We start from the raw sequence: 23,677 nt of genomic DNA, 5'->3' as shown, positions 1-23,677 counted from the left end.
TCTCAAGCCAATGAGACGGCATAGGGCAAAAAACCCTATGCCACTTTTCTTCCCCTTTACGAATCGATAGAATCAACAAATGACTTCTACGCAGGGATCCTATCTTACCCGGTTTGAATTCCGATCAGCTTGATTTTTGAATCCGAACGGTGATTTTTTTTTCGACAAACGCGCGTTTGGCTCTCTTCGAGTGGCCGCTTTTTAAATTCTTAAAAAAACTCGGCTCGTTTTTTCGTTGCAGTCCGGAAAGGATCGAAGACATTTCATCCGCTTATGGTCCACTACGAACACAAACCAGCCCTAAAATCCTCCAAATCCTCGACCTCGGAAAAACCTCCGATTCTTTTTGTACATGGGGCTTGGCATGGCGCTTGGTGTTGGAACGAAAATTTTGTTCCCTACTTTCAAAAAGCGGGATACGAAGTTTATACTCTCGATCTTAGGGGCCACGGGAAAAGCCCGAGCATCGGTTCCTTTCGCTGGACTTCGATCTCAGACTATGTTCAAGACGTTCGAAAAGTTTTAGCTCAATTACCCGACTCCACGGTTTTGGTGGGACATTCCATGGGAGGGCTGGTCGTTCAAAAAACATTAGAAACCGCTGATATTCCAAAAGCGGTTTTGCTCGCGAGCGTTCCACCTTACGGTGTTTTTAGAATCACCCTGGAATTATTATTCAAACACCCGATTCGTTTCTTAAAAGTTCTTACAACTCTTTCGTTGTTTCCGTTCGTGGAGGATCCGAAACTGAGTCAGGAACTGTTTTTCTCCAAATTGTTAAGCGACACAAAAGCTTTCCACTACGCTTCCCGTCTCCAAGACGAATCCTTTTGGGCGTTTCTTGGAATGCTCGCCCTATCTCTTCCCAAAACTAAAAAAATAAAGACTCCTCTGCTCGTGATCGGCGGAGAAAAGGACAGATTTTTTCCACCTTGGGAGGTGACCCTTACCGCGAACGCATACGGAGTAAAACCGGAAATTTTTCCGAATATGGGGCACAATCTTATGCTCGACGAGGGATGGGAGAATGTCGCAAAAAGAATCGAGTCCTATCTTTCTCCCGATAAGAATCTTTCCCAAACAAAAATCACAGCGAAAAAAACAAAAGGGTCTGCGAAAAAAAAGATTAACCCTAAAAAAAGATCGAAATAAAGTTCTCCGTTTCCATCTTTTCAAAGTTTAATCTTCTGCGCGCGTCCGCATCGAAGAGTGAATTACTTTTGAAAATTCGGAGAATGCTTTTTGAAACGTTTCCTTGGTTTTGGCATCCACGAGTTCCTCTTGATCGTTCATTTTTTTACGAGCGAGAGTGACACAAAAGGAAGCCGGTTCCACAACGGTTACATTCATAACTTTTAACGTTTGCATCAAAGAAGCATGAGCCTTGTCGCCTCCCATATAGGACGGAGAAGCGCTCAGAGCCATCACCGGTTTGTTCACGTATTCTCCTGAACCCACCACCCAGTCTAATGAATTTTTCAAAACACCCGGAATTCCGTGCGCATATTCCGGTGTACAGATCAAAACCCCGTCCGAATTGTTTAAAGCTTCCCTATATCTTCGAACTACTTGAGGAGAATTATCTCCGTCGATGTCCGGAGAAAAATGAGGAAGTTCGCCTAACTCTTCATAGGTTGTAATTTCCATTTCAGACGGAGCCAACTTTGTGATCGCTCGTAATAAGGCGGAATTTGTGGATTGAGAACGAAGACTTCCCGAGATCGCAAGAATTTTCATAACGTAGAATTTAGATCGTTCAAATCGAAAATCGGGCTAAAAAATATTTCCAAAAAAGGATTCATTTCGGACAAAACCTAGTTTAGGAAGGTAAAAAAACACTCCTCAAGCAGTCGATTGTGATTCCGATTGTTCGATCCAGATTGCGTGTTCCGTGTCCAGATATTCCTTCGCATTCTGGATTTTACCGTTCTTGATCGTAAAAAGAAAATGATAGTGATTGTTGTAGAGTTTTCCGTTCGTATGTTTTCCCTTGGACTCCGCAGTGAGAGATACCCGATCGTCCTCGGCGGTAAAATCATGAAGGATAAAATGAAAATCGGAGAACGTTCTGTGTAAAAGTTTAAAACCGACTTGTATGGTCCTTTTGTCGTTTTTTCCGGAAACCTTGGTTTTACCGACGATCCACCAGACGAGTTCGTCGCTTAACAATTCTACGGCTTGCGAAATTTTTTTCTCATTCATAAAATTGAAATAGTCCCGGATTATCCGTTTGTTTTCTTCAAGACTCATTCTTACCTTCTAAATTCCAATTTTTTAATATATTTTTACGAAAAAATAATTCGAAAGACCGTTCCCTGATTGATGACGCTTTCCACTTCGATCTTTCCTCCCATAGACTCCACCTGATTTTTGGTGATAAACAATCCGATTCCCTTGGAATCTCGATGATTATGAAACGTTTTATACATTCCAAAAAGTTTATCCCCGTTTTTATCCAAATCGATCCCGAGACCGTTATCCTGAATACTCAAAACGAGTCGATTTTTTTGATACTCCGCGCTGAGAGTGATCTCCGGGGCCCTTTCAGGATGTCTGTATTTGACCGCGTTTGTCAAAAAATTAAGAAGAATACTCTCCAGATACGCGGTGTTACACTTAACTCGAATAGATTCCGAGACCAGATTGTGAATTTGAACGTTGTTTTGTTGTATCTCACCGCGGATCGTCTGAGACGCCTTTTCGATGGAGTGTCTGAGAGAAATTTCAGTATTTTGAATATTCTTATTTGTTTGAATGGAAACGACTTCGTTCAAATTCAAAACGGTGTCCATCAGACTGTCCGATGCCTTCCGGATATAGCCGATCATCTCCTCTTTTTCTGACTCTGTGGTCGCCTCTTCCAAAATTTTGAGGAGCATCGTGATATTTCCCGCGTGAGAGCGAAGGTTGTGAGAGACGATATGTGCGAAGTTCAAAAGTCTTTCATTCTGATCGTTGACGATATCCAAGGTTCCTTGGAGGGCGAATTCCCTTTCCTTTTGTTCCTGAATGTTTTGAAACGTGCCGGAAACACGAATGCACTTTCCGTTGAGATATTCGGGTTTTCCGATCGTCCGCGTCCAAACAAAATTTCCTTTTGCGGTGACGATCTCCACCTCGAAGTCAAAAGTATTTCCGGAAAGGATAGACTCTTCCAAAATATCCGCCGATCGTTTTCTCTCCAGTTCGCTTTTAAAAAAACGCGAGTCTTCCTCTCCGGTCGGAGTATAGTCTTCCGGCAATTCGAAGATCGCCTTCGTGACCTTACTCCAAACTCTTCTTTTGGTCTCAAGATCCAATTCCCAGGACCCGATCTGCGCGGCTTCGTTTGTTCGTGTAAGAATTTCCTCCAACCGACTTCTTTCCAATTCTTTCCGTTTGAGGGCGCTGATATCCTCCGTGTACATCAAAACCCCGCCGATTACGTTTTGTGATCGATACCAAGGGCGCACTTCCCAGATGATCCACTGGGAACTTCCGTCTTTTCTAACAAACAATTCTTCATCCCTTCTTTGAACCTTACCTTGTAAACATTCCTTATGAATCTGTTTCCATTCTTCGCCTATCTCCGGAAAAATCTCGTAGTGAGACAGCCCAGCAATTTCTTTCCCGATCAGACCGTAATCGTTAATCCATTGTTGAGAGGCTGCCATATAACACATGTTAGTATCAAACATCGCAATCGCGGAAGGAGCTTTTTCGATAAAAACCTTTGTGAGTTCGTAACTTTCCTTGAGAGCGGTTTCCGAATTCTTATGTTCCGTGATATCCCAGTTCGTTCCCACCATACGAAAGGCTTTCCCGGAAGCCGTTCTCTGAACGATCGCGATCGCTTTGATATGTCGGATCGCTCCGTCGGGCCAGATCACTCGAAACTCCATATCAAAATCTTTGAATCCTTCGACCGCGTTTTTGTGTTCGATTCTACAACGTTCCAAGTCTTCGGGATGAAGCCCCGCCTCCCAAGCCTTATACGCTCCCGAAAAAGTATCAGCCCTTACTCCGTACAATTCATACATGGCGTCGTCCCACGTTAGGCGATCTTCGATCAGATCCAAATCCCAGATTCCAACCTTCGCCGCCTTTGTAGCAAGGGCAAGACGATCCAGCGTTAAGGTCAACTCGGACTCGATTCTTTTGGACTCAGTGATATTGAAGTAAGTCCCGAGTATCAACAGAGGTTTTCCTTTGGGATCGATTTCGACAAGTTTGCAAGTGCACCGAAACCAGACGATACTTCCGTTCCGATGTCGAAAACGAATGTCGGTTTCATAAAGTTTTTGTTTGAATGTTCTGAGATATTCTCTGAATTCGTTTCGAATTTTGATCAAATCCTCGGATAGAATATGGGATTGCCAGTTTCGAATCGAGTTTTCCAGTTCATGATCTTCGTATCCAAGCATCGATTTCCATGCGGGGGAAAGATAATTGGATTTTTTTTGGAAATTTTTCTCCCAGTAGCCTGCGTGCGCTTGTTCGAGGATCGTTTGAAGGATATGAATCATCGTAAAATCAATCTTAGAATTTCGGGATCATTGAATGTTATCAGTGAAATCACTTCAAAGAAACGATGGAAACGCCGTAAATTCTCGATTCAAAGAAAAAAAAGGTCAAGCGCAAAAGTCCGGAGAATCCGTTTTCCGCTCGGCTCGTTTTCATGTGAGAAGGCTAAAGGCCCGGAAAGAATGGAAATAAAAAATTCTGTTCAACCGGGAACCGAAAAAAAGACGCAAGCGAAAACAAAATAACCAAAACCGCATACGAATCGGATCCTTCTTTTTTATTTCCAAAACGAAAATCGAGGGTTCAAATCTTACCTTTCCCGGAATCTAAGTTTCCTTTTTGGATTCATCCATAGAAGAATTAAAAAAACGCACTGGAATCAATCTTTCCAGTAAATTCATAAAACCGCAAAACCCGAAATTCGTTTCGATAAAAACTCACCCGATACAACAAGAACGCCAAAAAATGATTTTCATTTTTCGACAAGATTCTAAGCATAAAAACTCAAAGAATACAAAGCAAGAAACAACTTATTAGAGTGTAGTGATAGTATTTAATAAATAAATAATATACTATCGATATGATCATTATCTTATACATTTATTCCGCCGAATGCACGACGGTTCTTATTGACCATTTACGTCTTTTTGACGTTCCAGAACAAGAATGAACCGAATCTAAAACTTAGGAGAAATCGGTGTGACTGATACGAACTTACAACATTCTCTGGGAGACAACGCCGCAGATAAATTAGCGAACACTAACAGAATTGCTCCCCAGTACGGAGAAGCTATCACACCGCGCAGGCTGGTTCGCTTTTTAGACTGGAAACCGCTCGAATCCGTCACCCTCAGAGTCAATCGAGTCAAAGACAATACGAGCGTGGAAGTTCTGACAAAAGGACGAACAACTTCGACAAGAAGCTTTCGTAAACTACAAGGAACAACCGAGGGTATAAACTCTCAGCGCTATTTCAACCTTTTTAGACGTTCATACGAGAATCTCGGATTTATTCAGAACGCCTCAACGACCAAATCAAAAAACAACTTCGCTTAACAATCGAGAGCGTTAATGAACGGCAGGAAAATGAGCTCATTGACGATGAAGAATACGAACTTTTAAAACACACATCCAAAAATCAAAGGATCTCAACGCGCAAGGGCCCTCCTACTGATCTCGACGAGCTAATCACAAAAGTTTGAAAAGAACCTTCTTTCTTTTTAACACATCCCCTTGCAATTGCCACTTTTGGAAGAGAATTTACACGCAGAGGAGTTCCACCCACTTCGGTTTTCCTTTTTGGCGTAATTCATTCCTTGCGATAAACTATTGGTAAACAGGGGAAGTAAACCGAAATCCACGGAAGGAAAAACGAACCTCCTTCTTATCCGAGTCGGAAAAAACAAGGCGTGATCGGCCTCTTTCAACCGAGACTGTCCGGAGAACAAACTCCTGTACTATCGGTTCGATTTATGGGAATCAACCGTTCCGCGATCGGGTTCTATTTGATTTCTCTTTATTGGTCCACCGCCATTCGCATGGATGACGTGATCGCGTAAAAACCGGAATACGCAAGAATGACTTCCTTCACACTTTCAGCAGCGGGATCGCCTTAGTATGCCGCGAGCGCGTCGGGCCAAATCATCTCATACAGAGAGGAAGTTCAGCTTTGAAATTTTCAAGAACTCCGTCGATCGTAAGATGCTCCGAAACGCCCAACTGGAAAGATAAGAATAGAGCTTGCTCTTTGTCTGAAGAAAAAAACTGAAAGATTGTCTTCTACGTGAAGTGAAGTCTCGAAATATAAGATCCGAAAAATAACACGCGAAGATGATTTTAAAAAGCTCGCTGATAAAGGTGAGGTCGACTTTTCCACCGCCGTACCGATGCGGACCCTCGTTTTGTTTTTCATAGATCGATTCTACGAATTTTTTGTAACGGATCTCTTCCGGAGAAATTCCAAAATGAGAAGGACTGAATTGTTTTTCGGTCATTGGAATTGATACCCTTTTGATAAACTCTGGTTAACAGCGAATCATCCGGAGAGTCCTTTTGTGAAATCTCATTTTTTAGGAATGGAGAAGATATTCTACATTCTCAAATAATATTTCACATTTTTTGAATGTTTTTCTTTTAGAGCTTATAGTTTTCGGGAATTTACGATTTGGACCGATCCGAATTAGAGTTTATTTTTTTCTTAGCGGATTTGCTTTTACTTTTTTGATCTAAAAAAAGAAGCCTCACGTCCTTGGATTTGAGTTCTCTTCCATCTTGGGATTTGATTTCTATTTTACGAACCGGCTTCTGATAAAGTTCGTCCACGAGCACTTGGTTTATCTCTTTAGAGTCAAAAAGATATTTCTCCCCCCATTGCCTGAGAGAAACGAGAATCGGAAAAAGATCCTTTCCTTTTTGTGTCAGAACATATTCTTGATACGCACTTCCGTCGGAAGCGGGAACAATTTCCAAAATCTCTTGAGAAACCAATTTCTGAAGACGGGAAGTTAGAATATTCTTTGCAAGTCCGAGACTCCTTTCAAATTCTCCGAATCTTCTTTTACCCATAAAGGCGTCTCTGAGAATCAAAAGGGACCACCATTCTCCGATTGCGGAAAGGGACCTTGCGATAGGGCAGTCGTCTTCATCCAAATTTTTGCGCTTCACTCAAAAGCCCCCTTCCTTCATCGAGTATAATATAGGTCTGAAAGATTCTACTTACTTGGCAAGATAAATTGGAGCTCCCGCAGGCAAACCGCTAGCTCCTCCATCGACGACGATCTCTGTTCCTTGCATATAGGAAGAATCATCCGATGCGAGAAACAAAACCGCTTTTGCGATCTCTTCTGGATCTCCGATTCTTCGAAGAGGAATCGAAACTTTGATCTTCTCCAATCTTTCGTTCGCAGCCTCCGTCGTTCCCCAGATCGAAGTCATAGTCGCACCCGGAACTACTATATTAACACGAATTCCTCTCGGACTCAATTCGGAAGCGAGGACTCTCGTCATGGAACTTACACCCGCCTTACTCGCGGCATACGCGGAAGTTCCGATGGACCCGATCGTGCTAATAATGGAGCCGTTGAGAACTATGGAGGAGCCGTTTTTGAGTAAGGGAAGAGCCGCTTGGATCGTCATAAAAACTCCTGTTACATTGACTCGGAGGACTTCGTCAAAAATCTCTTCCGTTGTGTTCGCCGCCGGAGTCGGTTTCAGAATCCCTGCGTTCGCGAAAACGACGTCTAACGTCTTGAATTCTTCTTGAATCCTTTGAAAGAGAAACTCCCTTTCGTCCTTGTTTAAAACGTCCGCTCGATAAGCCCTCGCACGATCCCCCAGGTTTTTTACCGCGGCATCCAACGCGGCTCGATCCCGTCCGGTTATGATCACGTTAGCACCTTCAGCCAAAAATAATTTAGCCGCTGCAAAACCGATACCTCCGTTTCCGCCCGTAATCAAAACCACCTTGTCCTTAAATCTCATAAACAAACCCTCCTTTATACTGGTTTAATTTTGAAACTACTTATCTTGGACTCATTCTGGTTTAATTACGCAACTACTTTTTATCCTTTTTTAGGGTGCATAATAAAAAAAGAGCGAGAAAAGACTCCTTTTACTAAGATAAAGGCCGGCCTTTCACTCGCTCAAACAGATTGGATTCAGATAGAACTAATAATTTTTAATCTTTGGTAATTTCGCTTTGGCTAACTCCCGTCTTTTCGGCAAGTTTCGTTCCATATTCGGGATCACAGCGGTAGAAATGTTTTACGTTCGCGACGATCAATCCTTTCGGAAGACCTTTCATCGTAGAAGCGATCGTTGAAGTCAATCGATCCCGTTCTTCAGGTTTTAACAAACGGTAAAGATCTCCTGCTTGCGTATAATCGTCATTATCCGAGTGAGAGTCGTAACGAGCAGCGTCTCCTGAAATTTTCAAAGGAGGCTCGGCGAAAGAAGAATCTTGAAAAGGCCCTGCAAACCCGTTCGGTTCGTAGTTGTCGTAGTCTCCATCGGATTGAAACTTTACGCTCCCATCTCTGTGATAAACGTTTACCTGATTCTTAGATCGATTGACAGGAAGTTGCTGATACTGAACTCCAAGACGATATCTCTGTGCATCGGGATATGCAAAGAGCCTTCCTTGCAACATCTTGTCCGGAGAAGCACCGATACCGGGAGGCATATTTGAGGGAGAGAACGCAGCCTGTTCCACTTCTTCGAAATAGTTTTTAGGATTTTTATTCAACTCCAATATCCCGACTTCGATCAACGGATAGTCTTTATGAGACCAGACCTTTGTGAGATCGAAAGGATTGAATTTGGTTTTTTCGGCTTCTTCTTCCGGCATGATCTGAACGCAGAATCTCCATTTCGGAAATTCTTTTCTTTCTATCGCCTCGAAAAGATCTCTCGTCGCGTAATCCGGATCGGTTCCGGCTAACGCGGCCGCTTTTTCTACGCTGAGATTTTTGATTCCCTGCAAAGACTTAAAGTGAAACTTTACCCAGAAGCGTTCTCCCTTTGTGTTCCAAAGACCGAAAGTATGACTTCCGTAACCGTTCATAAAACGATAACCATCCGGAATTCCACGGTCGCCAAAAAGAATCGTCATCTGGTGTAAAGCTTCCGGCGATTTCGCCCAATAGTCCCACATTCGAAACGGATTCTTATAACCCGTAACCGGATCTCGTTTTTGAGAATGGATGAAGTCCGGAAACTTCAAAGGATCTCTTTCAAAAAACACGGGAGTGTTGTTTCCCACCAGATCCCAGATTCCTTCTTCGGTATAAAACTTGATCGCGAATCCTCTCGGATCCCTTTCCGTATCCGCGGATCCTTTTTCGCCTGCCACGGTGGAGAATCTTAGAAAAAGCGGAGTTTGGTTTCCAACTTTTGAGAATACGGAGGCTCTCGAATACTTGGAAAGATCTTGAGTGATCATAAGAGTTCCGTAGGCTCCCGCTCCTTTTGCGTGAACCACTCTTTCCGGAATTCTTTCGCGATTGAAGTGAGCCAACTTCTCGATAAGGTGAGTGTCTTGAATCAGAACGGGTCCTCTCGGACCTGCCGTGAGAGAATGTTGATTTTGAGAAACCGGATGTCCTCCGGACGTCGTTAGGATTTTCTTACTCATTGTCTGCCTCCTTTAAGCACGTTTTGAGTGAAATATTGAAACCAAGAATTGATAAACGACCCGAGCCTGGAGAATCGACTTCGTTTACTTTTGGAGAGAAGATCGCTGACATGCACTCGTCCGAACATTTCAGAAAATTGGAATGCGTTTTGACCTTTGGAGTTTTGATAATTCGGATCAGCTCCGGCATTGAGAAGAATCCGGACGACTTTCTCAAAACCTTTGAAAGCCGCACCCATGAGAATCGAATTTCCAGAATGATCTGTGGAGTTGACGTTCGCTCCTTTCGAAATGAGAAAACGAACCGTCTTTTCTCGACCGCTGTAAGCAGCTAACATGAGTAAGGTGTAACCCTTTTGGTTCTTCCGTTCGAGGTCGCCGAACGTTTGAAGACGAGAAGACAATGCGACGAGATTTCCCTTTCTCGATAGATCAAAACAAGGATCTTCCGAATTCATGCTCTTCCTAAATTCTTCCCAGGCATCAGATTTCGTTTGTGGAGAATCTAAAAAATTCTTATCCACCGTATTCTTTTGTACTGTCTCCATTTTTACCTCCGAAAGAAATCTTTATCAAAAGTCTAAAACTGCTCTGTTTTTGAATTTATGAGATTTATTTTAAATTTAGACTTAGTATAATATAGTAAATAATTAGGCCAAGTCTTTTTTTAGAATTAGTCTAAATTAATGACAAAAAAAAGGAAATCTGGGAGATTGTTCTTATGAAGAATTCTTTCGAAAGAAGCAAAAAAATTCTGGAGGATGCGGGAATCAACGTTACCGTTCAAAGGTTGCAGATGGCGAATCTTCTGCTTTCAGAACCTCAACATTTGACTGCGGATCAAGTGTTTCAATTAATAAACGAACACTTTCCGAACGCTTCCCGGGCCACCATCTTCAACAACCTGAAACTTTTTGCGGAAAAAGGCATTGTTAATCTTCTGGAACTTAAATCCGGGATCACTCTCTATGATTCGAATGTGAAAAATCACCATCATGCCCTCGACGAAGAGACCGGGGAAATTTTTGATATCGAGTTGGATTCTAAACTGCAAGAGAAAATTCTTTCTGAACTTAAAAAAGATTTCGAAGAAAAAACAGGAAGTTCCTTTGAAAATTGCAATCTCTTGATCACTCTGAAAGGCAAAAGGAGATAAGACGCGATTCGGCTCCGATGACGTAAGCCTCATTCAAAGGAATGGGAATTTTAGAAAATTCTAATGTTCTTTTTCCGATTTCGGAATCACCCCTTTAGATTTTAGAAGCCAAAAATAGAACCTTCCAAAAATCGCCTTCTGAATTTTTCCCAAAAAAAAAAGTCTGTCATAGACAGACATTCAACGAGAAAGAATCCCCAAAAAAAAATAGCAAACGAACTTACAATCCTTAAGATAAGAAATTGGTACGATTTGAATCTCCTAAGAACAAACTTTGCAGCTCCGAAAAGTCGCAAACGCCCTAACCTCTCGGCCTCCCTTCAACCATAAGTTGTCCGGCCCCGAACGGAAATCTGTCGGAACTACGACACCTTTCCGTGAAAGTCACGCCCCTCCCAAATTTTCGGGTGGAGGGGCGGGTGGTGGAAAAATTCGGGTGACTTTCCTTTATCACAAAATTCTAATTTTGCAAAAAAAAATTCCTTTGTAGAAACTCCTACAAATCTCTCTCCTCAGGGCGATTTTTGTCGCAGCTTCCTCGATTTGGCATCAGGTGATGCCCCTTTCGACTAAAAAACAGCCGTGAAACTCAATTCTTTTCCGGTTTATGTCTTCAAATTTCCTACTGAATTTTAAAAATTCGCCGATCCTAAGAAGGTAGAGGAGAAAGGACAATGCTGAGAGGAATGTACACGGGCGCGAATGGGATGATCATCCAACAGACAAGAATGGATGTGATTTCAAACAATCTGGCAAACGTTGATAAGACCGCTTTCAAAAGAGATACTACTGTGTTTAAAACATTTCCCGAACTTCTACTTCATCGTTTCGACGAAGACGGAGTCGGGAAGGTTCCGATGGGATCTTTTGACACCGCTCCGGTAGTCGGCAAACTTGGGTTAGGTGGAGAAGTCAACGAGGTTTACACACGGTTTGAACAAGGCGCCGTAAAGAAGACCGAAAATCCATTCGACATCATGCTCCAAGATAAACCCGGAAACGAACATCCCGCGTTTTTCAGCGTTATGACTAACCGAGGAGAAAGACTTTCTCGGAGCGGAGCATTCGTTATGGATACAAACGGCTATTTAGTCACACCGCAAGGATTTCCTCTTCTGGGAGAAAACGGTCCGATTCGAGTCGCAAGAGGAAACTTTTTAATCAAAGAGAATGGAGAAGTTTGGATCAACGGTGAAATTGGAAACGATCCGGTCAATGGAACCTCTCTTGAAAAGAACCGCTTTGAAACTCCCGTTCTGCTCGATAAACTTAAAATTAGAACGGTTGAGAATCCTCGTCATCTAGATAAGGAAGGCGATTCCTTTTATGCGGATACCCCTGAGTCTGGAGAGCCGGTTCCTTTCGAACTCAAAGACGAACCCTCTGTTCTTCAAGGTTATCTTGAAGCATCTAACGTGAGTGTAGTCACCGAAATGGTAGAAATGATTGAAGTAAACCGTTCTTACGAGGCCAATCAAAAGACCGTTCAAACTCAGGATAGCTTGCTCGGAAAACTCATCAATGAAGTTCTGAGATAGACATCCCTTCCTTCCGATCCCAACTGCTGGACCTAACGGCCCTCGGGGATCGGAACCAAAGGATACTCTACCCACCCCTCTTCCCTCATCAACTTCCCCAGCAAGCATCTCTCCATTCTCACAAATCACATCCAAACCAAACACATGAGCGTTCTTGAGAAACGAAAACTCATTCAAGTAACGAGTAGAGTTTTCAGGACGAATGTAACAGTAAGAAGAAAAAGCAGATTTGAGTAACCGATGATTTCCCTCTGCCACTTGTGAATGGACTCCATTCTTACTCCATCTGTTTCTTGCCCATTTGTAGCGAGCATCTTTAGAATGTGCTGAGTGATTTACACTTCGGTGATTTTTGTAGATGCCCCAAAGCCAAGGATAACCTTCATCAGTCATTAAGGGAGTTCGTAAAGGAAGATAATCCTTGATGATTGGTCCAAGTGTGTTTGCTTTTTGATTTGGGACTGAGTGAAAGAAGACAGGTCCATTCTTAATCCCAATTGTGTGAACTAAGGTTCCAACTTGTCTTCCGCCAAGTTTTTCGGAGAGATAAATAGAAGATGTAGAACCAGAGTGGCGATACCGCTTACGTCCTTGATTGGCTCTCTGACTTGCTGAATACAAAACTACTGTATCAGCACAGACGTATGGACGATTTTCCATGATTTCAGTAATATCAGTATCTTCATTAGGTGGTAAGTAGAAGTCCTTGAACTCTCTGTCGAGTGCATCAAAGGTAAGTTGTTTGTATTTAGGAAGTTGCTGTGAGGCGAAGACTTGAAATCTTTTCTTCAACATTGCAGCACCTTTGTATGAAATTCTCAGTCTTTTACTGATCTCAGTTGCAGTAACTACCTTCGGATGCTGAATCATGCTCTCGTAGAAAACGTAAGAGAACATCCACAACGGAAGTTTCATGTGATGAAGGGGGGTGTAACTCAGACGTGACGTTAGATACCTACATCCTTCACATCGGATCAATTCAGGCTGAGTAGAGATCTCTTTGGTTAGTAAAGTGTCGGGGCAATTCGGACAGTATTTTGGGTAGAAGTCATTCAGGATTTTCTTAGTTAAGTTCGTAAAGAAGTCGATGTTGATTGCTGGATTCTTACGTTTCTCTTTCAGTTGTTCTGACGTTAGTGGTTGAGGGCGTGATGGCTGAATGGGGGTGGAAACTTTTGCGGTACTAAAATTCAGATCCCGAGCGATCCTCATTTTAGTAGGTTTCTTACTCTGTGTTTCGGGGACTTGAGTAAGAAATTGAATCTGTCGGTTGGGATTGGTTCTGAGAAACAGATAGACAATTACTCAAACTTTTCCCCAACAGACCTTGATTTTCTGATATAATATCAAGACCGAGAACTCTGGCGTTTTTGAGAAACGAGAATTCGTTTAAATAGAGCGTCGAGTTCTCCGGCCTTAGATAGCAATAAGTACCGAACGAAGTTTTCAGCAGTCTCTGGTTGCCTTCCGCTACTTGTGAGTGAACTCCATTCTTGCTCCAGCGATCTTTCGCCCATCGATATCTACCCTCTTTTGATTTTGCAGAATGATTTACTGAACGATGATTCTTGTAAATCCCCCAAAGCCATTGGTATCCTTGGTCTGTAAACAGCGGAGTTCTCATTGGAAGATGGTCTTTGAGAATCGGTCCAAGTGTGTTTGCTTTTTGATTTGGAACCGAGTGAAAGAATACAGGACCACCCTTTACTGCAATCGTATGAACCAACGTTCCAACCTGCTTTCCTCCAAGTTTGTCTGAAAGATAGATCGACGCTGTGGCTCCTCCATGACGGTATCTCTTTCTTCCTTTGTTCGCTCTCTCCGATGCAGAATACAAAACGGCTGTATCCGCACAAATATACGAACGATCCTTCATTTTGCTTGTAATGTCGATATTCTCGTCTGGTGGAAGTGAGAAGTCACGAAATTCTTCTTCAAGAGCCTTGAAGGTGATCTCTTTGTATTTAGGAAGCTGTTGTGATGCGAACAGTTGAAATCTTCTTTTGAGAAGTGTTGCGCCTTTGTAAGATATGGAAAGTCGCTTAGAGATCTCTACGGTCGTGAGAACCTTCGGATGTTGAATGAGAGATTCGTAGAACACGTATCCAAACATCCACTTTGGAAGTTTGAAATGATGAAGCGGTGTATATGAGATCCTTGACGTTTGGTAATTGCAAACCGGACAGCGAACAACATCCGGTCGTGTAGAGATTCCTTTGGTAAGAATTTGATCTTCGCAATTCTCGCACGTCTTTGCGTAGAAATCATTGAGAATCTTCTTTGTGATCTGTTCGAAAAATGGAATCTGGATTCCTGCGTGTTTGTATTTTTTCGGTGGAGATTTGGAGGTTGATTTCTTACTTCGTTTGCTCGTTCGAACTCCGCTTTGTCCTTCGTTTGCATGCGGGTTTTGAACAATGGTTATACGGGATAGATAGACATCCCTTCCTTCCGATCCCAACTGCTGGACCTAACGGCCCTCGGGGATCGGAACCAAAGGATACTCTACCCACCCCTCTTCGTTGATCAACACCTTCACCATCATCCGCAACATTTTTGACAGCGCGTCCAGCATCACACTTACTTACATAATCCTGATACGCATTCTCACAAATCCCATGCACCCAAACATAGGAGCATTCTTGAGAAAGGAAAACTCATTCAAGTAACGAGCAGCGTTTTCAGGACGAATATAACAGTAAGAAGCAAAAGCCGATTTCAGGAATCTGTGATTTCCTCCAGCTCTTTGGTTGCAAGTTCGCAAACGAACAAATCCAGTGTAAGCGGAATCTCAAGGGACGGGGTTTCCCATCCCTTGAAACAACTTTGAAACATTACGACCCCTTAGAATCCTCGAGTGTCATCACAAACAGGAAAACCTAAAATTCCGGGAACAGACTCCTCAATCTTAAAACTAAACATGTCAGTAATATTTGAAGCCTTCGCCATAGAGTATTTATTATCATAGAATTCGAGCCACAGATTTTGATCTTTAAAATCCCATCCTTTCGATTTGTAAAATTCTCCCAATGTTGATAGAACCGCCTTATTCGCCATCCAAACAGAACTCAAAAGTCGCATATTCTGACTGTTGCAATACTTTTCGGCCGCCTTATAATTCATAAGCTCTTTACCGATTAAGGCACAACGCTTTCTCTTGCTAAATACGTACAAAGCTTTATCGTCACCGCAGAAATTTTCTACCTTAGGCTTTTCATTTTGCGCCGGTGGTTCGGAAGGTTTTGTTTGCGTTTCAGGCGGTGGTGGCGCATTATTAGAAGTTGTCTGTGTTTGAATCGGCACAGCAATGGCGACATCCGAAATCCCTAAAGAGTATTGGGTTGAGATCACATTAAGGTCCGCAATACACTGAGTTAAGATTTGCACCGCGCCCTTGAAATTATTATAGTGTTTAACATAATCCTCTCCTCTCTCACACTCTCTCCTTACTTGAACATATCTTCCATAAGGCGCCCCTTTTTTCTGGGTTGGCAACTCATTGATCTTTTTAAATATCAAATTCATCTTATCCTTACTTTCTAAAAGTTTGACTTCCGCCTCTTCCTTCGTCTGTCCGAATAATCCCACGCAGCAAAAGACACTGATGATCGATACAAAGATCCTAATTTTCTGATTCATTTTTTCTCCGAAAAAGCCCATTGTTTAAATATAGATTCTAATCAGTATATCACGCGAAGAGACAAAACGTGGATCGACTTACTCGTAGATTCTGCACCTTCATTCCTTACCAGCTCAATCTCATTCCAAACAAGAATCAAAGATTAGTTCTATCTCAAAACTATTAAACACAAAAGCAGATTTTCTAGACAAACCCCATTTTTAATAGAATTATAATTATTGAATATTCCTTCAAACCAATGCTTTTTCTTATATTTCAGGCCCGCTCCAAAATTCACCGATGAGACAAACCGAGGTGATATACAAAAAACCAGAATCGGGGTTAATTCAAATAAATCACTCTTGAGACCTGCTTCCAGAGAGACGTCAAACGAGATATAGAGATTCGCAAATAAAAAAAGCCGATTTCAAAATCCACAATCATTACACGTGAAACTGAAATTTCTTAAAATAGAAAAGAAGAGATTCGAATCCCATTCTAAAAGAATTACTCACTCAAGAGGACCTCTCTCTACCGAAATAGAATCTGACTCCTTGAAATACATCTTTGAAGAGAAGAAGCTCTCAAAAAGACTTCAGAGATCCCCGTCTCTTAGATCGAAGCGAATTCAAAACCACTGTTTTTTCGAATAAAAAGAATTTTGAACGTAAATCAGCAGATCCATCTCCCCTTCATTGGCTTATCAGTGAGATCGAAAAAAAAAACAGAACGGATTCAACCCATCGTGTAAGGATCCTGAATACGATCAAAGCTCTCTATTTCTTAATATACCACACTATCAATCGACAAAAATGGAAAGAGAGAAAATCCGTTCCCAAGTCAACGGCCTGGAATTCAAAGGAACATACAACGTAAATTCAGGAACAAACCGCAGAATTCGAAGGAAACAAAGAATCTCTTTTTTCAAAGCAGTTATAGAAAGAATTTATGATCGGATAACGTGTTTATTTTTATCAATTTTTTTGAAAAGCTCACAAAACAGAACGGTTACTTATTTATGAAATCAAAGTAACGAACGCTTCCAATTTGTTTATTCAATATTTTGAATAAACACAGAACCGGGATTAAAATATGACGCACAAAACTCAGAATATTATCACGATCGTTCTCATCAGTCTTTTTAGTATTTCGTTCCTTATGGGCGGGACGTATCTTATTTATAACCAGAAAACGGGAGCGAATTCAACCGCAAGCGTAACTGCCTGCACTAAAATTCGTCGCGCAGAAATCTGCAATGGATTTTGGACTTATGATAACAAAGTCCAGTTTGGAGAAGTAGAAAACGCAAACTCCGACGACCTTGGCGCAAAGGTCCAAGTGATCGTTAGTCAAGAAAGAGCGATCAAACCGACCCTCACGCTACCGATCGCGTTCTACCTGATCGCATTCGGAATTGCATTTATGGGAATCCGATGGTGGCTGACCGAAGCCTATAGAAACTAATAGCTTTATCATTCTATCTCCTCGATTTTATATGCAGCGTGGCAAGCGACACATTTCTTTGTTAGATCATCCATTCCTTAAAGAAGGATTTTGATCTCTTGTTTCTCGCGGATTTGAATCGAAATCTTGTCGAATTGTTCGTGGGTTCCAAAACCGAGACGTTTAAATTCAAGGGGAAGTTTTAACAGAATTTTCTTCTCCTCGTTTTCCAAACTTTTCACGAGTCCCATCCCCGAATTTGAAGCCGCTTGGGCCGCCCTTTCAAATTTTTTTTCGGCAAGACCTCCTAAAATTCCGTTCACCGACGTAAGGAGTCCTCTCATTTCAGACAAGACTAACATTCGTTCTTCTTCCGTTAAGCGAATCGCGGTCCTTCCGTCCTTTGAAATTTCACTATTTCCTTTTACAAAGAAAAATACCAATACCCCAGTCGTTCCCATCCAAAATAGAAACGAAATAAATCCCCACGGAATTTTTCTTAGATTCATAATTTCACCTCTATGTATTCCATTCATAGCCGAAATAAAGACCAAAACGATCACATACGTATCAAATTGAAAAGAATATAACAAAACGACGTTCGACGTAAACACGGAGTGCGACTCTAATCCGAAGAGGGCTTTCCGTTCATACGTTTTAGGAATCCGTATTCCATTGCCGGGTGAAACGCACAGTTATATTCCAATAGGATCCGATCCACCCGCTAAATGTTGTTCGTTGGTGTTCACTAAGATTGGACTTAAACCTCGTTCCAGTATCGGAAATTTACCGTAACTATAACCCATCCTAAATTTAAGAATTTGACCTCTGTCGAATTCCACTCCAAAAGCAAACGAATACCGATCTTTCGAACGAAAATTCATTTGCATTGTGTTTGTCTCAGCGCGTATCGGAGTTTAAATCAAGGTTTGTTCCAAAACAAACTTACCGGTACGGAAATAATCGGACCAAAAAATGAACTTAACGTAAAAATCAAGGATCTAGTTTTTAAGTATATAATATATTTTTAATGTATCCGGGTCCGACCAGGTCAAAAAACGAGAAACCCTTGTATCAATCGAATTTCCAAGATAGGAATCTGGCCCATTCACTTTTCCGTCTCAGTGTAGGACATTTCTTAATGTGTAAGAATAGACAATCCGTATACATTTCGTTAATTCATAATTTACCTCCGAAGGGATAACAAGGATCGCTCGGATATTGAAAACTTCCGGGTAACTCGTTATCACCGGTTTCTTCCCGGTAAATCATTTCATCTGCATAAAGGAACTTTTAGCCGTTTCGCCCCCACATATAAATTTGTATTCTAAACGAGAGTCTTAATAATTTCGATCTCTTTGGAAAGAATCAATTCTTTCAATACATTCTTTAAGAACCCGGTTTCATCCTTCGCCTTACAATGAATAATCGCGTCTTCGTCCATAAAAAAAGACCAGCGCAACACGACCGCCTCTTCGTCTTTTTTACCGTGGCTGAGTTCCGTATGAATCACCGCACTTTGTTCTAAAATTTTTACAAAAATCTTTCTCCACTTAGAAAGATCGCCGCTGCAAATAAAATTCTCAAAATTAGTTCCGATCATTTCCGAAGGACTCAATCGGAGAAGCGGCCAAGACTGAGGATTCATTTCGATGATAATCGCCTTCGAATCCAAAGCGCATTCGATCTCAAAGCGGTCCTGATTTTTTCTTTGACTCGTTCTCAATCGTTTTCTTAAACGTGCCTCCGCCTTTCCCAATTCGTTTTGTATAAAACAAGCATCGTGAGTCATATTCGCCTCCCGTTGGCCTTGTTGCAGGTCGAACAGATTTAAACTCAGTGAATCTTCATGAAAATATAACACCGAATCCATTCTTCCGCATTGATCCATATCAACGGGAAAAATCTTTCCGAATCGGCCTTTGTTGGCCCGGGTCGATGAAAATAAATTTAAAAAGTCGTAAGGCTAAAAGGAAAATAAGGACAGAACATTTCCAGAGTGTATGAAAACTTCGATTGACACAGTTTTTTATTTTCGATAATCCCCTCAATCCTCATTTATTATGAAACGATCGTGTCTCTAAATTTCATAACAGAGCTCTCGTTCCGTGGGTGTTTACCACGATTCTAAGATAAAAAAAGTAAAAGCAAAGAGGATCTCTTTTTTAAACTTAGTAAGTATAAGACCGCTCATCAGACTCTTACCATCGAAAAAAAGTCGAATGTCATTCGACGAAACAAGCATCGGTTCACAAGTTTTTTTAGGAATGAATTTTTTAATCCCAGAAGGACGTTTTCGCAGCGCAATACTTAGAAGGAGGCAGGAATACCATTCCTACACCATCGAAACGGACCTTAAATAGCGACACAATCCAAGGCGCGCCCATTTATAAACTTTCCAGAGGACTTTTTTTTAGAGCTTTGCTAACGATTCATTTAAATATTCATATATTTTAAATTTATAATCTTTCTAAAAATTTCTTTTGACAAATCTTTTGTAGGAGATCCAGAGGGGAATCAAAATCCAACCTGAAAGAAAAAACACGGAAAGAATTAGTAAGGATTGGAACCCGATCGTCTTCAACAAAAACGCTCCGGAAAAACCGAGAAGAACAGACGCCTTTGTCTGCAAAATCATAACGATTCGAACCAAATCGATAGGATTGAGTAAAATGATGATTAAAGAAGGAATTTCGACCGGATACTCTCCCAAATAAACGCTGAACATAAACACGATAGAATCGAAGAATACAAAAAAATACAACCAGATGAGAAGAGCCCCTGAAATGATCAATTCTCCCTTTTTAAAATAAGAAGCCAACAAAAACGCTAGTGAAACAAAGATAAAGATCAATGTAAGACCGAAGACGATCAGTTCGAAAAATAGAAGCAAAAAAGCAGAATCCGAATAAAAAGTAATAACTCCTGGAATTCCAACTCCCACAACGAGTCCTAAAGAAAGGGAAAGCGAAATCCCAAAATATTTCCCGAAAAAATATTCTCTTCTTGTAACCGACTTCGAGAGTAAAACCTCGGCGAACGGAAGCGAATCCAAAAAGGAAAGACCGGCAAAGGAAATCGCGAACAAAGGAACAATTAGTAAGACTATGTTCATCAGACTCGTGATCAGCCTAGTTCCGTTTTCGTCTCCGAAATAATTGAGCGCGGAAACTGACAGCGCCAAAAAACCAGTAAATACAAACAACCAGCGGCTTCGGACATTCTCTCTTACTTCGAATAAAAGGATCTCTATCATTGTGTTTTCGAAAACTCTTGGTTCCAAAATTCCATCAGAGTGGATTGCAAATTTTCTTTTTGGTTCTTTCTGATAAATTCTTTGGGAGAATCGTCGATCAACAATCGTCCTTCAGCCATCAGTAAAAAACGATCCGCAATCTCTTCGACTTCGTTTAGGATATGAGTTGAAAAAATCACCAAAGCTCCCTCTTCTTTTTTTCGCTTTAATAAATTCTTTAATAGATGCGATATATAGGGATCCAAACTAGCGGTCGGTTCGTCCACGATATAGATCGGCTTTTTTGCGGAAAAACATTGAAGTATATTCACTTTTTGTTTAGTACCTCCTGATAAAGCGCCGAACTTCTGATCCTCATATTCTTTTAAACCAAGAATTTCGTATAACGCTGGAAAATCGATCGAATCCACAGGCTCCAGTCTTTTAAAAAATTCGATCAATTCTTTCACTTTTAGATTTTTCGGGAAGAACGGAGACTGAGGCATATATCCGATCGCGGAAACGCCGGTATCCTGATTAAAAATTGCACTGTCTTTGATCTCGATTTTCCCCTCCTTCGGTTTTACAAGTCCGATTAAACTTTTTAAGAGGGAACTTTTTCCGGATCCGTTCGGGCCGATGATGGAAAGAATCGAACCGCCTTCCGCAATAAAGGAAAGATCTCGAACCGCCACGGTCGTTCCGTACACAACCTCTAAGTCATTCACCCGAATCATCGATTCGCTCTCATACTCGGCATTCGGTCTTCAAAATCGATCGGAGTTACGATCGGAAAAGCGTTTTCAATTCCCTGTAAAAAAATCACCACGGGAGACTGGTAAAGAATCATCAAAAACGGATACACAGCAACCCAGTAACCGAAAAAATGAACCGGCTTGTGCGAAACGTCTCCGTACCGATCCTGATCCAAATCATAACCTTTGTAACCATCCCAATAGTTTTCCTGAAACGTATTCGTGGTCCTCTTTGTATTCGTGCTGATATCAAAGACGTTGCTCTTAAAATCGTTTTTGACGAATTGATTCTGATCGCTGTTTCCCAAAACACGGATCCCCCATCCGTTGTTTACGATTTCATTGTAAGTAAAGTAATTTCTATTCGAGCCGTCAGCAAAGACGGCGATCGTATTGTTCTGGAAAGTATTTTTAATAAGAATACTGTCCGAAATTTCCTTCAGAAGCAATCCATAGGAACTGTCTCCCCAGTTTTCTGCAAATACGTTATCTTCTATAAGAATATTCTTACTATACATGACTGCGACTCCCGCGGAGTTTTGTTGGAATGTATTTTTTCTAAAATCATTATCCGAAGAAAACATAAAATGCATTCCGTAACGAATATTGTTTTTTGAAAAATTCTTTTCAATTTTGAGATTTGATGAAAATTCCAAATAGATTCCGTCCCGATGTCGTTCCAGATGATTCCCTACGATTCGAACGTTTTTTGAAGACCATAGATGAATTCCATTTCCGCCCGAGACTTCGTTTTCAGCGTTTCCGTTCGAACGATTGTCCAGCAGCTTACATCCGTCCACTTCTGCAAGATAGAGCGCATAAGCATTGTCTTCAAAAACGAGATTTTCAAAAATACAACCTTGCACTTTTTCGGCGTGAACTCCCGCAAATTCATTCGTATCGGAAACTTCGCTTCCTCTGATTTTTAGATTTCGAATCGTGACCCGATCGGACTGAACGTCGATTACGTGTTTGTTTTTTTTTCCATCGATTACGCTCTCCGAAGAACCTTCTATCACAAGAGACTTGTTTACGATGATCGAAGCCTCTTCGTACAATCCGGCCTCGATCCGGATTTTATCACCGGGATTCGCGGAATCGATCGCCTTCTGTATCGAATTCAATGGACAAAGAGAGCAGACTCGGATTTCTTTTGAGTCCAGATCCGCCGTAGGTCCGATCTTCCAAAAGAAACAGAACAAAAAGAATCCGTATCGAATCCTCCGGTTCGCAAAAAAATTCCGCTTTATATCTTTCATCGATCGCTTCTTTTTTGATTTGCCTCAGATGTTAGGATGGAACCTTTATGATTTTTTAGATACTCGCGCGCATTTTCCAAAGACGAAAACGCAGCCAATCCCTTTCCCATCGGAGAATGAATTTCCTCGGACTGAACGATTGCTGCTTCCTCTTCGCTTAACATTCGAGTCACATTTTCGTAATCCGTAACCCACGTACGAAACCTCTCCAATTCCAAACTTTCTTTGTAAGAATATAAACATTCTATAGAATCAAAATAATATCGTCTTCCCTTATCGGTAAGCAACTGCGAATGAAATCTCATGTCCACGATTGCCATGGAACAATGGTTACACTTCTCCTTTCCTCGTTCCGGAATCAGCGCTTCCTTGGGTCCGCAAGAAAGAGAACCTCCTAACACAAAAACCAGCATCCATAAGGAAATTCTAAACTTCATTTTCTGACCTGTTCCTCTCCCGAACTATGATCAGGATGAGAATCGAAAGCGATATCAACAAAACGATTCCTCCCCAGGAAGGAAAGCTACAAGCCGTGATGTTCAACATTTCCTTACAACCGAGCAACGGAGGCTGATACGCCATACCGGGAACGATGATCGGTGCATCCGGGTTAAGATTGTGACCGTAGTTATATTCCCAGCGCCAAAAATCCACCAGACCTACGGTGCCTAACAATACAAAATTAAAAATTCCCAATAAAACCATATAAACCCTTGGAAAAAAAGCCGTAAAAAAGGCGCCTGCTATCAAATACGCAAGAACGTAAGGCATAAACAAGAGTTCAGGAATCGAATCCGAAACGATCTCATGCATTCCAATGTAATGATTTAGTAAATTAATATTTTGTAAATCGTAAGGTGTAGCTCCGGTAACTTTATAAATCCAGATCTGCATTGCCAAACCTTCCGGATACTGCGGGGCGGCTAAAGAGATATGCCAGATAGGAATTAAGAACACCGTTAACAAAAAGACGCCGACCCCTAAGATTAGGAGTCGATGAACTTTAGTTAGCTTATTAAAGAAAAAACCTTTCATCAC

Annotated in this window: 22 protein-coding genes and 3 pseudogenes; 6 read left to right on the top strand and 19 right to left on the bottom strand. The window is 41.5% G+C overall.

Annotation, left to right across the window (positions count from 1 at the left end; translation table 11 throughout):
- Window positions 1-273: 273 nt before the first annotated feature.
- On the top strand, window positions 274-1,152 hold the full coding sequence (locus tag JWG45_RS21690; protein ID WP_205281691.1) for an alpha/beta hydrolase: 879 nt from the start codon (window positions 274-276) through the stop codon (window positions 1,150-1,152).
- 27 nt (window positions 1,153-1,179) lie between these two features.
- Here JWG45_RS21690 and JWG45_RS21685 read toward each other — a convergent pair whose 3' ends face one another.
- The 3 genes from JWG45_RS21685 to JWG45_RS21675 form a co-directional block, all read right to left on the bottom strand.
- Window positions 1,180-1,737 (bottom strand): NADPH-dependent FMN reductase, encoded by a 558-nt coding sequence (locus JWG45_RS21685; protein WP_205281690.1) that lies wholly within the window; start codon window positions 1,735-1,737, stop codon window positions 1,180-1,182.
- Window positions 1,738-1,842: 105 nt separating this feature from the next.
- On the bottom strand, window positions 1,843-2,250 hold the full coding sequence (locus JWG45_RS21680) for a nuclear transport factor 2 family protein (RefSeq protein WP_205281689.1): 408 nt from the start codon (window positions 2,248-2,250) through the stop codon (window positions 1,843-1,845).
- Window positions 2,251-2,285: 35 nt separating this feature from the next.
- Window positions 2,286-4,505, bottom strand: coding sequence for a PAS domain-containing sensor histidine kinase (locus JWG45_RS21675; RefSeq protein ID WP_205281688.1), 2,220 nt, complete (start codon window positions 4,503-4,505; stop codon window positions 2,286-2,288).
- A 697-nt stretch (window positions 4,506-5,202) separates the two neighbouring features.
- Here JWG45_RS21675 and JWG45_RS22370 point away from each other — a divergent pair.
- Window positions 5,203-5,559 carry a hypothetical protein gene (locus JWG45_RS22370; protein WP_232380820.1) on the top strand — a complete coding sequence of 119 codons (357 nt, stop codon included), beginning with the start codon at window positions 5,203-5,205 and terminating at the stop codon, window positions 5,557-5,559.
- Window positions 5,496-6,062, top strand: a pseudogene (locus JWG45_RS22365) (hypothetical protein). Before JWG45_RS22370 ends, JWG45_RS22365 begins: the two are co-directional and overlap by 64 nt.
- A gap of 87 nt (window positions 6,063-6,149) precedes the next feature.
- Here the strand turns inward: JWG45_RS22365 and JWG45_RS21665 are convergent.
- The 5 genes from JWG45_RS21665 to JWG45_RS21645 form a co-directional block, all read right to left on the bottom strand.
- Window positions 6,150-6,497, bottom strand: coding sequence for a hypothetical protein (locus JWG45_RS21665; protein ID WP_205281687.1), 348 nt, complete (start codon window positions 6,495-6,497; stop codon window positions 6,150-6,152).
- Window positions 6,498-6,660: 163 nt separating this feature from the next.
- Window positions 6,661-7,167 (bottom strand): winged helix-turn-helix transcriptional regulator, encoded by a 507-nt coding sequence (locus tag JWG45_RS21660; RefSeq protein WP_205281686.1) that lies wholly within the window; start codon window positions 7,165-7,167, stop codon window positions 6,661-6,663.
- Between the two features lie 51 nt (window positions 7,168-7,218).
- Window positions 7,219-7,983 carry an SDR family NAD(P)-dependent oxidoreductase gene (locus JWG45_RS21655; protein ID WP_205281685.1) on the bottom strand — a complete coding sequence of 255 codons (765 nt, stop codon included), beginning with the start codon at window positions 7,981-7,983 and terminating at the stop codon, window positions 7,219-7,221.
- A 196-nt stretch (window positions 7,984-8,179) separates the two neighbouring features.
- On the bottom strand, window positions 8,180-9,634 hold the full coding sequence (locus JWG45_RS21650) for a catalase (protein ID WP_205281684.1): 1,455 nt from the start codon (window positions 9,632-9,634) through the stop codon (window positions 8,180-8,182).
- Entirely contained in the window at window positions 9,631-10,182 is a 552-nt protein-coding gene (locus JWG45_RS21645; RefSeq protein WP_205281683.1) for an ankyrin repeat domain-containing protein, read from the bottom strand. The genes JWG45_RS21650 and JWG45_RS21645 overlap by 4 nt, the downstream gene beginning before the upstream one ends.
- 173 nt (window positions 10,183-10,355) lie before the next feature.
- Between JWG45_RS21645 and perRA the strand changes: the two genes are divergently transcribed.
- Both perRA and JWG45_RS21635 read left to right on the top strand, forming a co-directional pair.
- Window positions 10,356-10,790 (top strand): peroxide-responsive transcriptional repressor PerRA, encoded by a 435-nt coding sequence (gene perRA / locus JWG45_RS21640; protein ID WP_205281682.1) that lies wholly within the window; start codon window positions 10,356-10,358, stop codon window positions 10,788-10,790.
- A gap of 674 nt (window positions 10,791-11,464) precedes the next feature.
- Complete coding sequence (locus JWG45_RS21635) at window positions 11,465-12,328, top strand: flagellar hook-basal body protein (protein WP_205281681.1); 864 nt, start codon at window positions 11,465-11,467, stop codon at window positions 12,326-12,328.
- Between the two features lie 3 nt (window positions 12,329-12,331).
- On the opposite strand, the pseudogene JWG45_RS21630 reads toward JWG45_RS21635, so the two are convergent.
- The 4 genes and pseudogenes from JWG45_RS21630 to JWG45_RS21620 all read right to left on the bottom strand — a co-directional run.
- Window positions 12,332-13,612 (bottom strand): annotated as a pseudogene (locus JWG45_RS21630) (transposase); the annotation flags it as partial.
- Window positions 13,554-14,789 (bottom strand): transposase, encoded by a 1,236-nt coding sequence (locus JWG45_RS21625; protein WP_205281680.1) that lies wholly within the window; start codon window positions 14,787-14,789, stop codon window positions 13,554-13,556. The pseudogene JWG45_RS21630 and the gene JWG45_RS21625, both read right to left, overlap by 59 nt.
- Window positions 14,686-15,080, bottom strand: a pseudogene (locus tag JWG45_RS22360) (transposase); the annotation flags it as partial. The gene JWG45_RS21625 and the pseudogene JWG45_RS22360, both read right to left, overlap by 104 nt.
- A gap of 92 nt (window positions 15,081-15,172) precedes the next feature.
- On the bottom strand, window positions 15,173-15,967 hold the full coding sequence (locus JWG45_RS21620; RefSeq protein ID WP_205281679.1) for a hypothetical protein: 795 nt from the start codon (window positions 15,965-15,967) through the stop codon (window positions 15,173-15,175).
- Between the two features lie 1,072 nt (window positions 15,968-17,039).
- Here JWG45_RS21620 and JWG45_RS21615 point away from each other — a divergent pair.
- Window positions 17,040-17,411 (top strand): hypothetical protein, encoded by a 372-nt coding sequence (locus tag JWG45_RS21615; RefSeq protein WP_205281678.1) that lies wholly within the window; start codon window positions 17,040-17,042, stop codon window positions 17,409-17,411.
- Window positions 17,412-17,488: 77 nt separating this feature from the next.
- On the opposite strand, the gene JWG45_RS21610 is transcribed toward JWG45_RS21615, so the two are convergent.
- The 7 genes from JWG45_RS21610 to JWG45_RS21580 all read right to left on the bottom strand — a co-directional run bounded on the left by JWG45_RS21610 (window position 17,489) and on the right by JWG45_RS21580 (window position 23,674).
- Window positions 17,489-17,899, bottom strand: coding sequence for a hypothetical protein (locus tag JWG45_RS21610; RefSeq protein ID WP_205281677.1), 411 nt, complete (start codon window positions 17,897-17,899; stop codon window positions 17,489-17,491).
- A gap of 818 nt (window positions 17,900-18,717) precedes the next feature.
- A complete protein-coding gene (locus JWG45_RS21605; protein WP_205281676.1) occupies window positions 18,718-19,263 on the bottom strand; it encodes a hypothetical protein in 546 nt (181 codons plus the stop codon).
- A gap of 597 nt (window positions 19,264-19,860) precedes the next feature.
- Entirely contained in the window at window positions 19,861-20,646 is a 786-nt protein-coding gene (locus JWG45_RS21600; protein WP_205281675.1) for an ABC transporter permease, read from the bottom strand.
- Window positions 20,643-21,362: an ABC transporter ATP-binding protein gene (locus JWG45_RS21595; protein WP_205281674.1), complete on the bottom strand. Its 720-nt coding sequence runs from the start codon at window positions 21,360-21,362 to the stop codon at window positions 20,643-20,645. The genes JWG45_RS21600 and JWG45_RS21595 overlap by 4 nt, the downstream gene beginning before the upstream one ends.
- Window positions 21,359-22,639 carry a nitrous oxide reductase family maturation protein NosD gene (locus JWG45_RS21590; RefSeq protein WP_205281673.1) on the bottom strand — a complete coding sequence of 427 codons (1,281 nt, stop codon included), beginning with the start codon at window positions 22,637-22,639 and terminating at the stop codon, window positions 21,359-21,361. The genes JWG45_RS21595 and JWG45_RS21590 overlap by 4 nt, the downstream gene beginning before the upstream one ends.
- Window positions 22,636-23,076 carry a nitrous oxide reductase accessory protein NosL gene (locus JWG45_RS21585; RefSeq protein ID WP_205281672.1) on the bottom strand — a complete coding sequence of 147 codons (441 nt, stop codon included), beginning with the start codon at window positions 23,074-23,076 and terminating at the stop codon, window positions 22,636-22,638. Before JWG45_RS21585 ends, JWG45_RS21590 begins: the two co-directional genes overlap by 4 nt.
- Window positions 23,066-23,674, bottom strand: a complete 609-nt coding sequence (locus JWG45_RS21580) for a hypothetical protein (RefSeq protein ID WP_205281671.1) — start codon at window positions 23,672-23,674, stop codon at window positions 23,066-23,068. The genes JWG45_RS21585 and JWG45_RS21580 overlap by 11 nt, the downstream gene beginning before the upstream one ends.
- Window positions 23,675-23,677: the final 3 nt, after the last annotated feature.

It is taken from the genome of Leptospira ainlahdjerensis (assembly GCF_016919175.1).
Classification (GTDB): Bacteria; Spirochaetota; Leptospiria; order Leptospirales; family Leptospiraceae; genus Leptospira; species Leptospira ainlahdjerensis.
The sequence above is the reverse complement of the archived record's forward strand: the minus strand, read 5'-3'. Positions and strand labels throughout refer to the sequence as shown.

Coding starts and splice junctions, on each gene's coding strand:
- JWG45_RS21690 (WP_205281691.1), top strand. CDS start 274: ATGGTCCACTACGAACACAAACCAGCCCTAAAATCCTCCAAATCCTCG.
- JWG45_RS21685 (WP_205281690.1), bottom strand. CDS start 1,737: ATGAAAATTCTTGCGATCTCGGGAAGTCTTCGTTCTCAATCCACAAAT.
- JWG45_RS21680 (WP_205281689.1), bottom strand. CDS start 2,250: ATGAGTCTTGAAGAAAACAAACGGATAATCCGGGACTATTTCAATTTT.
- JWG45_RS21675 (WP_205281688.1), bottom strand. CDS start 4,505: ATGATTCATATCCTTCAAACGATCCTCGAACAAGCGCACGCAGGCTAC.
- JWG45_RS21665 (WP_205281687.1), bottom strand. CDS start 6,497: ATGACCGAAAAACAATTCAGTCCTTCTCATTTTGGAATTTCTCCGGAA.
- JWG45_RS21655 (WP_205281685.1), bottom strand. CDS start 7,983: ATGAGATTTAAGGACAAGGTGGTTTTGATTACGGGCGGAAACGGAGGT.
- JWG45_RS21650 (WP_205281684.1), bottom strand. CDS start 9,634: ATGAGTAAGAAAATCCTAACGACGTCCGGAGGACATCCGGTTTCTCAA.
- JWG45_RS21645 (WP_205281683.1), bottom strand. CDS start 10,182: ATGGAGACAGTACAAAAGAATACGGTGGATAAGAATTTTTTAGATTCT.
- perRA (WP_205281682.1), top strand. CDS start 10,356: ATGAAGAATTCTTTCGAAAGAAGCAAAAAAATTCTGGAGGATGCGGGA.
- JWG45_RS21635 (WP_205281681.1), top strand. CDS start 11,465: ATGCTGAGAGGAATGTACACGGGCGCGAATGGGATGATCATCCAACAG.
- JWG45_RS21620 (WP_205281679.1), bottom strand. CDS start 15,967: ATGAATCAGAAAATTAGGATCTTTGTATCGATCATCAGTGTCTTTTGC.
- JWG45_RS21615 (WP_205281678.1), top strand. CDS start 17,040: ATGACGCACAAAACTCAGAATATTATCACGATCGTTCTCATCAGTCTT.
- JWG45_RS21610 (WP_205281677.1), bottom strand. CDS start 17,899: ATGAATCTAAGAAAAATTCCGTGGGGATTTATTTCGTTTCTATTTTGG.
- JWG45_RS21605 (WP_205281676.1), bottom strand. CDS start 19,263: ATGGATTCGGTGTTATATTTTCATGAAGATTCACTGAGTTTAAATCTG.
- JWG45_RS21600 (WP_205281675.1), bottom strand. CDS start 20,646: ATGATAGAGATCCTTTTATTCGAAGTAAGAGAGAATGTCCGAAGCCGC.
- JWG45_RS21595 (WP_205281674.1), bottom strand. CDS start 21,362: ATGATTCGGGTGAATGACTTAGAGGTTGTGTACGGAACGACCGTGGCG.
- JWG45_RS21590 (WP_205281673.1), bottom strand. CDS start 22,639: ATGAAAGATATAAAGCGGAATTTTTTTGCGAACCGGAGGATTCGATAC.
- JWG45_RS21585 (WP_205281672.1), bottom strand. CDS start 23,076: ATGAAGTTTAGAATTTCCTTATGGATGCTGGTTTTTGTGTTAGGAGGT.
- JWG45_RS21580 (WP_205281671.1), bottom strand. CDS start 23,674: ATGAAAGGTTTTTTCTTTAATAAGCTAACTAAAGTTCATCGACTCCTA.